Origin of the sequence: Grimontia indica, from assembly GCF_000333895.2 — a bacterium.
In the GTDB taxonomy this organism is placed as follows: Bacteria; Pseudomonadota; Gammaproteobacteria; order Enterobacterales; family Vibrionaceae; genus Enterovibrio; species Enterovibrio indicus.
Genome location: NZ_ANFM02000006.1, coordinates 227,577 through 241,901, shown reverse-complemented (window position 1 = coordinate 241,901; position 14,325 = coordinate 227,577). Strand labels below are relative to the sequence as shown.

The window sequence follows — 14,325 nt, the reverse complement described above, 5'->3', positions numbered from 1 at the left end:
GGCGAACATGGCGTCGTTACCAAAGCGACGCCATGTGATTCAGGTAATGAATGTAGTTATCTAGGTCTTCCTGAGTGTCGATATCTATGTTGCACTGATCAATAGCAACCACATTCACCACATGTTTGCCATTGTTAAGCAGATGCTTAGCGCCTGCATCGCCTTTCAACGTTTTAAGCTCTTCAAACATGGTTTTCGATGCAATCGCTGGTACACCCACTGTATCGTGATACTGGCAACAAACTGCGTCGTTAATGTGTTCAATAAAGACTTTCCAAAGCAGTTCGACATTATCACTGCTTACTGCTGGTTGGTCGGCAAGCATAAATAGAATGGCATCATAGTCGTTCTCAAGTTTCTCCGTCACCGAAGATATAACGCTGCCAATTCCTTCTTTCCAGCAGTCGATATATAAGATTTCTGCTGGCCAATCGTTGTCTTTGCAGGCTGCTTCGATCTCTTTATGCCAAAACCCTGTTGTGATGAAAATATCCTGAGTAACAGGAACTGCAGCGTTGATAGGGAAGCTGATGAGCGGAGAGCCATTGATTTCAGCCAGCGCTTTGCATTCGCGAAAACGTGAAGCGCGGCCAGCAGCGAGGATCACTGCGGCAAGATTTATCATTCTTATACTATTCCACTGAAAGATTTGGCGTTTGAATCGTTAAGAGCCGCCATACATTCTGACAGAATAGAAAGTCCAATCCCTTCTGGCAATGCTGCACCCAGTTGCAACCCTGCTGGTCCTGCAAGTTTGCACGGTAATTGTGATTCCTGTAACTCTGCGGTTTGCAGAACGTCTTCTTTTCTATGTGCTGGGCCAAGTAGGGCAAGATAACGTAAACGCGTATCCGTGAGCGATTTCAATACGGAGGCGTCGAGAGAAACACTGTGCGTCATTACTACTGCAGCATCCACATGCTTTTCGTTGCAGAAATACCCCAAGGTCTCTGCCTGTTCTCGCAGGATGTGATGCGCGGTTTGAAAGTAATCGCGTCTTGCATTTGCTGGGCGGGGGTCCCAAAGCGTGACGCGCCAACCTAATTGATGAGCAAGGGAAACTATCGGCCTAGCATCAAACCCTCCACCACATACGAGAAGGTGAGTAGGGGGTTGAATGAAGGTTTTCAGCCAGCGCTGATGACCTTCATCAAGTCTTTCACCAATGGTGTTTTTATCGGCCTCTAGCTGGTGAGTCTTCTCTGAGGGGATATAGTTCGCCTCTATTTCAGCGCTGTTCTTGACGATACGCTGATAGTAGAAGCCGGATCGTCTTTGTTCTAACTGAGCGCGAATAACATCGAGGCTTAAGTAGCCGTTACTCTTGTGGATTGGCTGCAGCATGATGTGAACGGTGCCGCCACAGCCAATACCAAGTTGGAAAGACAAATCGTCTTCATCTTGGCTGTCATAAGTCAACGTGCAGGCTTCACCTGTCATCATCACCTTTTTTGCATGACGCTGGATGTCTGATTCCAGACACCCTCCGCTAAGCATACCGAGTTGTTGACCCAAACTACTGAAAAGCATCATTGCACCGGCTTTTCGGTAACAAGGTCCTTCCGTTTCGTAAACCGTGCCGAGTACCCACTCGGCATTGTCTCTTTCCGGATACCACTCGTTTAGCAAGTAATGTAGGTGGTTTGCCATTATCCTTCCTTGATGACGTTGAGGTTAAGACAGCTTCATTGGCAGATTGTGTAATCGCTGGCCAGTTGCAGCAAACACGGCGTTTGCGACAGCAGGGGCGATAGGTGGTGTACCAGGTTCACCAACACCTGTTGGTGCTTCGGCAGACGGCACAATGTGTACCTCAATCTCTGGCATCTGCATTTCCCTTAGCACCAGATAGTCATGGAAATTTGACTGCACCGTGGCACCATCCTGCAGTGTTATTTCGCTGACAAGCGCTGGAGACAGACCAAATCCGATACCGCCTTGCATCTGGGTTTTGATGATGTCCGGGTTGATGGCAACGCCGCAATCAACGGCACAAACGACCTTGTCGACGGTGATTTGGCCATTCTCGACAGTGACTTCAACAACCTGAGCAACAAAGGTACGAAACGACTCATGAACGGCAACACCGCGCCCTTTACCTTTCGGCAGTGGTTTGCCCCAGTCTGATTTCTCGACAGCCAAATTCAGAACGCCAAGATGGCGGGGATGGTTTTTAAGCAAAGCTCGGCGCAGTTCGACCGGATCTTTCCCTGTTTTATGTGCCAGTTCATCAAAGAAGGTTTCGGTTGAAAATGCGGTGTGCGTATGTCCCACTGAGCGCCACCACAAAACGGGTACCGGTTGCTGAACGGTATGCAGCTCAACGGCTAAGTTGGGAATCGCATAAGGCAAAGTGGAAGCGCCTTCAACAGAAGATGAGTCGACACCGTCTTTGACCATGAAGCCCTCAAATGCCGTGCCTGCAGCAATAGATTGCCCAACGATGCGCTGCTCCCAAGCAGTAATGTTGCCTTCGTTATCAATGGCACCACGGATTTTGTGAATGTACATTGGGCGGTAATAACCCGCGCGCATGTCATCCTCACGTGTCCACACCAATTTGACGGGCACACCAGGCTGCGTTTTGGCAATCATTGTCGCTTCAACAACGTAGTCTGCCTGAGGGTTAGCTCGACGCCCGAAACTGCCCCCTGCAAACAAGGTGTTGATGGTCACATTCTCTGGCTTGATACCAAGGACGGTAGCAACAGCAAACTGATCGATCGTTTGAATCTGCGCGCCGTACCAAAGCTCAGCCTTACCATCGTCAGCCAGAACCACACAGTTCATGGGTTCCATTGGTGAATGGGAAAGGTAGGGGAAATAGTAAGTCGCTTCGACAACGTTTTCGGCGCTTTCGAGAACTTTACTGGCTTCACCTTCGCTGCGGGCCGGAAGGCCGGGCGTTTGGGCAAGTGCCGTGTATTCAGTTTTGAGCTGTTCAGTGTTCTTGGTGAACGCAGAGCGATCCCATTCAATCGACAATTTGTCGCGTCCCGTTTTTGCACTCCAGAAATCTTTTGCAATCACCGCAATACCTGTCGGGATCTGCACAACATCGACAACTCCGGGAGATTGCTTGGCTGCAGTGGCATCAAACGAAACGACTGTTGCACCAAATGCCGGTGGATGAGCGACTAACGCGGTCAGCATGCCGTCCAGTTGTACGTCCTGTGTGAATGTCGCTGTGCCGTTGCTTTTGCCTTTATCTTTTCGGGAGGTTCCTATTTTACCGATGATGGTGAATTGCTCGGGCGTTTTTAAGACCACTTGATCATCGGCAGGAACTGATTGCAGTGCTGCTAGCTCGGCCATCTCACCATAAGTTGCTGACTTGCCAGTACGAGAATGAGAGAGAGTGCTTTTGTTTGCCGTGATTTCTGAAGCGGGGACTTCCCACACTTTAGCGGCAGCGTTCACCAACATAGTTTTGGCTTTTGCGCCTGCCATGCGGAGCTGCATGAAGGAGTTTGCAATAGCAGTACTGCCGCCTGTACCTTGCACTGGGCCAAACAGTAGGTTGTTATATTCATTGGCGTTTGCAGGAGCAGCCTCTGTATAAACTTTGCTCCAATCTGCATCGAGTTCGTCAGCGGCAATGGTTGCTAAGCCCGTAGTCACTCCTTGGCCCATGTCCAAGTGTTTAATCACGATGGTGACTGTGTCATCTGAACCGACGCGCACAAAAGCGTTGGGTTCAAAAGGCTTGCCTGCTGTTTCACTGGCACCGGCTGCAACAGAAGGGAGGTGAACGCCTAAGGTTAATCCCGCACCGGCTGTCGACATGAGTTTAATGAAGTTACGGCGGCTGGTTCCCACCTGTTTAGTATTTTTTAGGAAAGCAGCTTCGGGCTGATAACCGTTCAGAAAATCACGCATGGTTCTATCCCTGTCTCAGTTCAGTGGCTGCTTGCTTGATTGCTTCACGAATACGGACATAGGTTGCACAGCGGCAGATGTTTCCGTTCATGGCCGCATCAATGTCTGCGTCGGTAGGGGATGGATTGCTGGCAAGTAGTGCGCTGGCAGCCATGATCTGGCCTGATTGGCAGTACCCACATTGCGGGACTTGTATCTCTTCCCATGCGGCTTGAACCGCTTTGGAAGCCTTTGACTCAATGCCTTCAATGGTGGTGATTTTCTGCCCTGCAACGGCAGATACCGGGGTGACACAAGAACGAATGGGCTGACCACTCATATGAACAGTACACGCGCCACATTGTGCGAGACCGCACCCGAACTTAGTGCCTGTTAAGTTGAGGTTGTCACGAATAGCCCAGAGTAATGGGGTGTCTGCAGGTACATCGAGCTCAAGATCCTGTCCGTTAATATTCACGGATACGCTCATGGTAGTCTCCTTTCGTACATAGAACGGCAGCGTATTTGGCTTTAACACACGCAACTGTAGTCACTAGCCTTTATTTACTATGTATTCTATTTGAGGCTAATGTTATCGAGATGTTCCAGAACTCTTGCCTATTACTCCGGAATTAATTAGGAGTATCATTCTAAATGCTTATTTAGTGTCATAATCCTACGGTTGTGTAGATAATGCTTAGCAAAAGGTTAATGAAATGGAGTTTGCCTCATCGCTTGCAAAGCAAGTGTTTGAAAAAGTGAAGGGTGAGTGTGGTCAACCGTCTGAAATAGAGGGTTTAAAGCTGTATGCGAGCTTGGAGAAGGTTGATCTGATGCCGATAGTGCTCCAGCCTTCAATTTGTTTTGTGTTGCAAGCAGAAAAGCACGTCTCCACAGGAAAGCAAACCTTTGTCTACAGTGAAGATACCTACCTAATCAACTCTGTTACGCGGCCCGTAGAAGCAAGCCTTTTAGATGTTAGCCAAGAGAGGCCTTATGTGGGTTTCAGTCTGGCGATAGACCAGCAAATGGTCGGCCAATTGATGATGGAAATGTCGCCTTGGCAGCAGGAAACCTCTTCGCTACCGCAGCGCGACTTTACTCAGTCGACCAAAATGACCCCGGCCATTGAAAACGTGGTGGTTCGATTGTTGGGTTTGCTGGATAACCCAATGGATCGCGACATTTTAGCGCCTTCAATATCTAGAGAACTTTACTACGAAGTATTGAAAGGGCCTGGTGGTGGATTGCTACGCAATTGCGTGAGTAACCATGCGGGAGCCAACCGTATTGCACCGGTTGTTCATTACATTGAGCAGAACTTTGAAAGAAATTTGGCGATTGAGGAGATTGCGAGCGTAGCGGGAATGAGCGCTTCGACGCTTCATGAGCATTTTAAGCAGGTTACGACAGTTTCGCCGATGCAGTATGTGAAATCACTCAGGCTGCATAAAGCCAGATCGATGCTTTCTTCAGGGTATCAAGTAGCGGAGGTTTGCTATGAAGTGGGATACAGCAGTCCGTCTCAATTCAGCCGCGAGTTTAAGCGCTATTTTGGTTTTACGCCAAGCGAAGCACGTTCTTTGGTTACAACCATTGAATAATGGCAATGTAACACCAAACAAAAGCGGGCGTTAAGCCCGCTTTTAGTTGATTTGATATTTGGGTTAGAAGTTGAACAATACGTCGAAGTAGAACTGTTCTTTGTACAAGCCGTTTGCTCGATAGGTTGCGCCTACAGAGAGCACATCTGTTGAATGGAATCTACCGCCTAATTCTACGACCGAACGGGTGTCGTCAGAATCAAAAGCAATTTGGCCAACGAGAAGGTTTGCTTCTATTTGAGGTAATATCCATGCTTTCCCGCCGACATTAACTCCGTAAGCCAATTCTCCCCAATCGTGCTTGTCATCTTCGGGGAATTTAACAGAATAAATGCGTGCGTCACCATGTATATCTACAAAGCCGTTAACAGGGGCGTGAAAGCCAACTCCACCTGAGACAATCCAGTCTCCTTCAAACTGGCTGCTCCCATTGGCAATAAAATGCGCACCATCCATAAACGCCATTCGGCCTGTTGCTCCAAGCCCTGATGGGTTACCAGTAAAACCGACTTCCAAATTGGTGTAGTTAAAATTGGTCGCCATTGCGGCTGATGAAGTCAAGGTCATTGCAGTCATAATTGCTTTGATAGCAAATGATTTTTTTAAATTTTTCACAGCATTCCTTGCAGCTAAGGTTTGTTGCAACATGTTACTGAGTGTATGGCTACCTGTGCGAAAACTTTAGTGGCGATGCAAATAACTTTGACAAGGGTTACAAAGAATTTGCGGCTAGACGATGGCGCTAGCATTTTTTTGCAATGACTGTGATATCTTTGCCGCTCAAGTCAAAGTTTCATATCTTTCGGATTCCTTCATGTTACCTACTTCTAAAGCCCTTATGGTTCAGGGCACAACGTCCGATGCTGGAAAAAGTGTCATTGTCGCGGGTTTATGCCGCGTGCTTGCCCGCCGAGGGGTGAAAGTGGCCCCGTTTAAGCCACAGAATATGGCGCTTAACAGTGCAGTGACAAAAGATGGAGGCGAGATTGGGCGCGCGCAGGCGTTTCAGGCATTTGCTTGTGGTATTGAACCAACGGTGCATATGAATCCTATATTGTTGAAGCCAAGTACTGATTGCGCCGCACAGGTTATCGTGCAGGGAAAGGCCGTTGATGCCATGGATACGATTGGCTTCCGATCTTACAAAGCATTTGCGATGACGCCTGTGTTGGACTCTTTTTCAAAGCTCAGCTCAGAATATGAGTGTGTGTTGATTGAAGGTGCGGGCAGCCCAGCCGAGGTCAACCTGCGTGAAAATGACATCGCGAACATGGGCTTTGCAGAGGAGGCAGATGTTCCGGTAATTATCGTGGCTGATATCGACCGTGGTGGCGTGTTTGCTCATCTTGTTGGCACTTTGGATTGTTTGTCTCAATCGGAACGTGATCGTGTAGTTGGTTTTGTGATCAATCGTTTTCGAGGTGATGTGAGTCTATTGGAGCCGGGACTTGAATGGCTTGAGGAGAAAACAGGAAAGCCTGTTATTGGTGTAGTGCCTTATCTACAGGGCTTGATGCTTGATGCCGAAGACGCAATAGACACCAAACAGGACGAACTCGATTCCAGCGGTAGCATTCTCAACGTTGCGGTGCCTGTCCTCCCACGTATTAGCAATCACACAGACTTCGATGCACTGCGAGCTCATCCACAGGTTAACTTGGAATATGTGGCGCCGGGAAAACCAATTCCTTCGTGTGATTTGATTGTACTGCCGGGCAGTAAAAGTGTGATTTCAGACTTAACCAGCCTGAGAGAGTTTGGTTGGGATAAACAAATTCAAAAACACCTGAGATATGGCGGTAAAGTCGTTGGTATTTGTGGTGGTTATCAGATGCTAGGAAAACACATTTCAGACCCATTGGGGCTGGAAGGTCACAAGTTGGAAACAAAAGGACTTGGTTACCTTGATGCAATGACTGTGATTGAAAAAGAAAAAGTGCTGACCCAAAAATCGGGACATCTTCACCTCAATGGAAAGGTGAGTCCAATCACGGGCTATGAGATCCATATGGGTGTGACCACATCAAAAGGTGTGAGCCCTGTCGTCTGTGAAGAGGGTGATGATGGTCTGATCAACTCAGATAACAATATCTTCGGGACATACTGGCATGGGTTGTTCGATCAACCAGAGGCACTCAATCTCACTCTTGAATGGGCTGGGCTAGAAGATACTAAAGATATTGATTTAGTTAAAGAAAAACAACATAGTCTAGACGTGCTGGCGGACACGCTTGAAGAATATCTGGATTTGGGGCTCTTGTTCTCAAACACCTTGAAAACTGATTGCTAGCACATGATTACCGTTAGTCAATATTTTAGTGGTATAAAAATATTATAAAAAGCGTAAAAATAGGTTTGCACTCTTATTGGAATGGCGATAAGTTAACAACAAATAAGTAGGGAATACGCACTCCATCAAAGATGGTGGATGTGAAGAATGTAGCAAGGGTGAATGAATGAGCTTCCATCAAACAGACGATGTCCGAATTAGTAAAATCAAAGAACTACTGCCACCGGTAGCGGTGCTGGAGAAGTTTCCTGCAACTGAAACAGCGTCTGAAACAGTGTTTAACGCTCGTCAGGCTATCCATAACATTCTGAATGACACAGACGATCGCCTTCTCGTCATCATTGGTCCTTGTTCGATTCACGACCCTGAAGCTGCGGTTGAATACGGTAAAAAGCTAAAAGTGCTGCGTGACCAACTGAGCGACAGACTGGAAATTGTGATGCGCGTTTACTTTGAAAAACCGCGTACCACTGTTGGCTGGAAAGGCCTGATTAACGACCCGTACTTGGATAACAGCTTTAAATTGAATGATGGTCTGCGTATTGGACGAAAGCTGCTGCTGGACATCACTGACATGGGATTGCCAACGGCAGGTGAGTTCCTCGATATGATCACGCCACAGTACATGGGCGATTTGATCAGCTGGGGGGCGATTGGTGCACGTACGACAGAGTCTCAGGTTCACCGTGAGCTGGCCTCGGGTTTGTCTTGTCCTGTTGGCTTCAAGAATGGCACTGACGGTAACATCAAGATTGCTACCGATGCGATTCGCTCAGCAGAGTCGCCTCACCATTTCCTGTCTGTGACGAAGTTTGGTCACTCAGCAATTGTTGAAACGGCGGGGAACGAAGATTGCCACATTATTTTGCGAGGTGGTAAAGAGCCAAACTATTCTGCAGAGCACGTTGCAGCTATCACTGAGCAGTTGGATGCGGCAAAACTGCGCAATAAGTTGATGATTGACTTCAGCCACGCGAATAGCAGTAAACAATACCAGCGTCAGGTGGTTGTAGGTGAAGATGTTGCAAACCAAATCGCAGGCGGAAATGACGCTATCTTCGGTGTGATGATTGAAAGCCACCTTGTGGAAGGTCGTCAGGATTTGGTTGACGGTAAAGCGCCGACCTATGGTCAGAGCATTACAGATGCATGTATTGGCTGGGAAGACACCGAGAAAGTGTTAAATATTCTGGCAGATGCAGTTCAAGAACGACGCGCCAGTAAACGATAAGCGCTGCTAGGGGCTGTTGACCTTTGGTGGTTAAATTTCGTTCTCGCTATAAGCGTTTTAGGCGCGGCGAGGTGTGTGCAGCCTAGTTATTCTAAGCAAACACACCTCAACAAAGCATAAAACGCTTAGAGCAGAACCCTTCGGGCAGCGTTTGTGGGGAATTTCTGCTGCGTTATCGGCTTCTCATGTAGGCTAGCTACACATCGAAGCCTCTGCCTTGCATAAAACCCCCACAAACTGCTGCAAAAATCATCACCAAAGGTCAACAGCCCCTAGCTCCACTTAATTTAAAGCCGCCAAGTTTTGTGACTTCGGCGGCTTTTATTTTGTCTTTTTGTTGCTGTTAACGCCTCTTCTAAACTAACCATTCTTGAACACAAAGTCTCCTTAATAAGACTTGTTACTTTGTTTTTCATAAAAAATCGCTTGCTATCAGCGGAACCAAAAAATAGGGCGATTCGCGACAAATTCAGCACATAATCGTGCAATCAAACTGTAATTAAACGCCTTTCCGGCAGCATTTCTTATTCCCGCTATTTGCAACCAAAGAAAGCGCTTTCAGAATGTGGTTTTGGAGATATATATCGTATGAGCTCGATTTGCTGTGTTTTAGCATAGCTAGGTAATATTCCAACACGGTATTCACATATGGTTAACATTTTGCTATGTCACAACAAGTAGAAACAACAGCAGGTGAGCTTCACGACGCTAGGGAAAGCGTTCCAGTCATTCAGAAAGGGGCTTATGGTGCAGGTACGCTGACGCTTAACCTCCTCCCTGGTGCTTTGGGTGTTTTCTCCTTCTTCCTTATTACCGCATTCGGCATGGACCCTTTCCTGGCAGGTCTGTTAGGTGGTCTTCCAAGGCTGTTTGATGCTATTACAGACCCAATAATGGGTTTTATCACTGATAACACCAAATCACGTTGGGGTAGACGACGTCCTTATATTGTCGTTGGTGCAATATTGAGTGGCGTGTTCTTTGCCATGCTATGGCAACTCGATCCTGAAGCGTCACAAGAGTATAACTTCTGGTATTTCCTCATTTTTTCTTTGATCTTCACCATTGGTAACACGATGTTCGCAACGCCGTTTGTTGGTTTGGGTTATGAAATGACCTCTGACTACAACGAACGCACCCGCCTGATGGCTTTTGCAAATACCATGGGTCAGGTAGCTTGGATGATTGTGCCTTGGTTCTGGGTATTGATTGCTGACCCTGACCTGTTCAGCAGTCAGGCTGAAGGTGTTCAACAACTGTCACTGTTTGTAGCGGGCGCATGTATTACCTTGGGCATCCTACCGGGACTGTTTTGTAAAGGTATCGATGCTTCAGACATGGGTAACCGTGCAGAGATTTCCTTTAAAACCATTTTCTCTAACCTGAAGGAAGTCTTTAAAGGTATTAAACAAGTCTTTAGAAACAGGCCTTTTGTCCGCCTTTGTGGCGCGACCTTCTTGGTATTTAATGGCTTCCAGCTTGTTGCATCTTTCAGCTTCTTCATCATCGTATTCCACATGTTTGGTGGTGATTACGGTGCAACGGGTACATGGCCAGCATGGTTCTCAACCGTTAGCGCGATAGTAACTGCATTCCTGGTTATTCCGGTAATCTCATGGATGGCGAGCAAATGGGGCAAGCGCAACGCATTTGTTATCTCTACCGCGATTTCAATTGTTGGTTACGGTCTTAAGTGGTGGGGCTTTGACCCAAGCAACCCTTGGATGATCTTTATGCCAATCCCATTGATGTCGTTCGGTATTGGCGGTCTGTTTACGCTGATGATGAGCATGACGGCTGACGTCTGTGACATGGATGAACTGGACAATGGCATGCCTCGTAAAGAGGGGACGTTTGGTGCTATTTACTGGCTGATGGTTAAGATTGGTCAAGCACTGGCGCTTATCCTTGGTGGTCTTGTGTTGAAAGTGGTTGGCTTCGATCCAGGCGCAGGCGCGCAGTCTGTTGAAACCATCACTAACCTGCGCCTTGCAGATATCATCATTCCAGCAACTACGGCATTCCTGGCGATTCTGGTTATGTGGAAATATGACCTGACTGAAGAGAAAGCACGTGCAATCAAACAAAAACTGATTGAGCTGCGCGGCGAACTGTAATTCTCATCATGAATGAACTAAGCGAGGCTTTGGCCTCGCTTTTTCGTTATCTGCCTTAAACCACCTCCGATGGACTGGTGATCGTTTAATCGGTTTTTTGCTAAAGAGAGATTTACTGTTTCGAACTGTCAGAATTCTTGGTGCACTAAGTCCTGCTTCCACTCTTGAATATTATCAATGCATCATCTCGAAAGAGATAAAGCAGCGTTGTGGATAATTCAGTTTGAAGTACTAGAGACTTTGATCGGTTTAAAGACCAGAGCCCCTGTTATAAGCGTCTTGTAGTCACTTGCTCTACAAGTGGATTCTTACCACCACTTTAAAAATATTTTCCGTGTGGATAACAGAAACTGAGATTGTTCAGAGAGTTTGGCGATACTTGCCTTTACTGATACGACTATCTTGTGCTTGATTGAAAGGATCGCATTCTTTTTTAATCACTTAGTTTGGTGTATCTATGCTCGTTCGTTACGCAGTCGCGCTCATTGTTTTACTGATTTCCGGCTGTGCTTCTCTTTCTTCCTCTCCACAACTAACAACAGACCCTAACTGGGTCTCTGAAACCTTGCCAAATGGCATGCGCTACCACCTTTATCCCATCGAAGGCGAGCAAATTGAAGTTCGGTTGGTTGTGAATGTGGGTAGTCTGAATGAAGGAGAGGATGAGAGGGGCTACGCACATTTTATCGAGCATATGGCTTTCAACGGCACCCAACGTTATCCGAATAACTCAGTGTTTGAAGAGTTTGCTCAGGTTGGGGTGGAGTTTGGCCCTGATATCAACGCAGTGACTGACTATGGGCGAACCGTCTACCAGCTTTCTTTGCCGGATGCCCAACGTCTTCCTGACGCGTTGGATTGGTTCCGTGATATTTCCGATGGTCTGACACTGGACAGCCAAGAAGTGGACGCGGAGGTGGGTGTCATTTTCGCAGAGTGGCGACGTGACAACCGAGAAGATACATCTTGGCCCCTCAAACTCTATGAGGCGCTAATAGATGGGACTCCTTATATCGACCGGGATCCGATTGGTACAGAGCTTTCGCTGAATAGTGTCACGCCGGAAAGTCTTAGGGCGTTCTACAACAAGTGGTATCAAGCAAATCGAATCCAATTAGTGGTGATTGGCGGATTTAATGTTGAAAACCTGCAGGCTGAAATAGAGAAGGAGTTTTCCTCGCTCCGCACTGAAAGCAAAAGGCCCGAGCCTCACCGCATTGTCCCCGTCGACAGAGATACGCAATATCCACTGACGCTTTATGCCTCTCAGGGCGAGTCGCCCGCTTTAGTGGTCAGTTTCAAAGATGGTGAGGATCAATATCCCGAGACGCTAGCAGATCAGAGAGCTCTTTGGTTGCATTGGATGATGCTTGATGCGGTACAACTGCGTCTTGAAGAGCAGTTTGAGCGGGAAAACCTTGCACACAATGGCTTGTATTTCAACTTTGGCTTTCTACCAGGCTGGACAGTGTATGAACTGAGTGTGGAGTACAACGATGTTGATCGTCCCTATGTACTCGAATCAGTAGCCAAAAACCTCGCGTCGCTCCGTGACTATGGCGTTACAGAAGATGAATTTTCGTCCTTGGTAGAGCAATACGAAGCCAGTATTGTGTTCTATGAGAATCAGTTGCCTATCGAAGTGGCGGAGAACGTGTACAACGATCTCTATTACAACCGCTTACCTCAAAGCCGAGTCGAGCAAAACGACAACTTCAGCCAGTTTCTTAGAAACATCGAATTAAAAGATCTAAACAGAGAGCTGGCACGCTTACTGAAAGCATCAAATCAATCTCTGACGTTGGTTTACGGAAAAGGGGAGTCTATTGCTAATGCTGAGCTGCAACGAAATCAATATATAGAAACGTTGGCAAAGCCAGGCGAAGCGGTGAAGGTCTCCTACGCGGATGTGGAAATTCCTCAACCAGATTCCTTTGTCACGGTTACCGAAGATGCGGTTGAAATGGCGGAGAATGTTTTCCGGTGGAAACTCCCTAATGATTTGCCGGTTCTCTACTACAAAATGGATGACAGTTACTACGAAACACAGGTTGTGATTCAGGCCAAAGGTGGCGTCGCATCAATGACAACGAAAGAAAGAGCAGCGTTAGATTTGATGTTTGAAACGTATCGTAACGGCAGTGTCGGTGATGTTTCAGCCAACGATTTCTCGCACTACCTTGAGTCCTTGGGTGTGAACATCGAGCCACAGGTTTATGGCAATAGCCATAACTTTTCGATGTATGTGCCAACAGAAGTACTGTTGGAAGGCCTGAATGCATTGCGTTATCTGATCGAAAACGTGAAGCCAAGCGAAGTGGCATTTGAGCGCGAAAAAGCTCGGCTGATTGAACGCATGCATTTGGCGCAAACTTCACCGTATGACCTGTTTGGACGGGCGTCATTAGCGTTGATTTACCCTAGACCTTCCTATGAGTCGCCTTTAGGTGCCGAAGACTATCAGGGGTTAACGTTTGAAGATGTCACATCGCTGTATGAAAAGTTATTTGGCGATATGGGGCATTTCAGTGTCTATGTCGTGTCCGATGAACCTGTGCTGGCTGTTCAAGGTGTGGTTACGGCGTTGCTTGGAAACCTGCAAACGAAAAGGGAAAGAACAAATACCAGCCCACTCCACTACAACAAGAATGGGGGCAAGGTAGTCAGACACCTCTCTCCGGAAAACCGTACTTATGTGGAGCAGGTGTATATTCGCGCTTCAACGCCACGCACGGTTGATTCGGTGTTTGCAGAGGACCTGCTTAACCGCATTCTACAAGCGCGCTATAACCAGCTAGTGAGAGAAAAGTACTCGCTGTCCTACGATCCGTTTTTCTCTTCCTGGACGTGGGATGGAGAATCAGTCGTTACGACGACCATGACAGCGTTGGTCTCCCCAGATAAGGAGCAGGCATTAGTAGCATTATGGCCAACAATAAAACAGACGCTGACACAGCCCGTCACCAAGACCGAGCGGGAGAATGCGGCGCGTCAATTGTTGAAAGACCTTTATGATTCCCAAACCGATCCGCAATTTATCGTTGGAACCCTTGCGCGCTACGATCTCTGGGGATATGCGCTGGAAGGACTCATTTTCCCAGAACAGGTTGTCGACAGAATCGATACACAGCGACTTTCTCGTATGGCGTCTGTGCTGTTTGATGATGCCGCTTTCTTCGAAAGTATTTTGCGGCCCACTAAATAAGAAAAACGCGCCTCGAGGGG

At 47.4% G+C, this 14,325-nt stretch carries 10 protein-coding genes; 5 read left to right on the top strand and 5 right to left on the bottom strand.

Going from position 1 to position 14,325, the window contains the following annotated elements:
- Positions 1–16: 16 nt before the first annotated feature.
- From D515_RS03460 to D515_RS03445, 4 genes are read right to left on the bottom strand one after another with little or no spacing between them, the layout of a single operon-like run.
- Positions 17–625, bottom strand: coding sequence for a nucleotidyltransferase family protein (locus D515_RS03460; RefSeq protein ID WP_002536026.1), 609 nt, complete (start codon positions 623–625; stop codon positions 17–19).
- Positions 626–627: 2 nt separating this feature from the next.
- A complete protein-coding gene (locus D515_RS03455) occupies positions 628–1,650 on the bottom strand; it encodes an XdhC family protein (RefSeq protein ID WP_002536024.1) in 1,023 nt (340 codons plus the stop codon).
- A gap of 24 nt (positions 1,651–1,674) precedes the next feature.
- Positions 1,675–3,879, bottom strand: coding sequence for a xanthine dehydrogenase family protein molybdopterin-binding subunit (locus D515_RS03450; RefSeq protein ID WP_002536022.1), 2,205 nt, complete (start codon positions 3,877–3,879; stop codon positions 1,675–1,677).
- A 4-nt stretch (positions 3,880–3,883) separates the two neighbouring features.
- A complete protein-coding gene (locus D515_RS03445) occupies positions 3,884–4,348 on the bottom strand; it encodes a (2Fe-2S)-binding protein (protein ID WP_002536020.1) in 465 nt (154 codons plus the stop codon).
- Positions 4,349–4,574: 226 nt separating this feature from the next.
- Between D515_RS03445 and D515_RS03440 the strand changes: the two genes are divergently transcribed.
- Entirely contained in the window at positions 4,575–5,462 is an 888-nt protein-coding gene (locus tag D515_RS03440) for an AraC family transcriptional regulator (RefSeq protein WP_002536018.1), read from the top strand.
- A 63-nt stretch (positions 5,463–5,525) separates the two neighbouring features.
- Here the strand turns inward: D515_RS03440 and D515_RS03435 are convergent, their stop codons facing one another.
- Positions 5,526–6,077, bottom strand: coding sequence for a hypothetical protein (locus D515_RS03435; protein ID WP_002536016.1), 552 nt, complete (start codon positions 6,075–6,077; stop codon positions 5,526–5,528).
- 199 nt (positions 6,078–6,276) lie between these two features.
- Here D515_RS03435 and D515_RS03430 point away from each other — a divergent pair, with 199 nt between their 5' ends.
- From D515_RS03430 to D515_RS03415, 4 genes are all read left to right on the top strand, one after another.
- On the top strand, positions 6,277–7,752 hold the full coding sequence (locus D515_RS03430) for a cobyric acid synthase (RefSeq protein ID WP_002536014.1): 1,476 nt from the start codon (positions 6,277–6,279) through the stop codon (positions 7,750–7,752).
- 166 nt (positions 7,753–7,918) lie between these two features.
- Entirely contained in the window at positions 7,919–8,983 is a 1,065-nt protein-coding gene (gene aroG, locus D515_RS03425; protein ID WP_002536012.1) for a 3-deoxy-7-phosphoheptulonate synthase AroG, read from the top strand.
- Between the two features lie 665 nt (positions 8,984–9,648).
- Positions 9,649–11,100: an MFS transporter gene (locus tag D515_RS03420; protein ID WP_002536010.1), complete on the top strand. Its 1,452-nt coding sequence runs from the start codon at positions 9,649–9,651 to the stop codon at positions 11,098–11,100.
- 457 nt (positions 11,101–11,557) lie between these two features.
- Positions 11,558–14,305, top strand: a complete 2,748-nt coding sequence (locus tag D515_RS03415) for a M16 family metallopeptidase (RefSeq protein WP_002536008.1) — start codon at positions 11,558–11,560, stop codon at positions 14,303–14,305.
- Positions 14,306–14,325 lie beyond the last annotated feature (20 nt).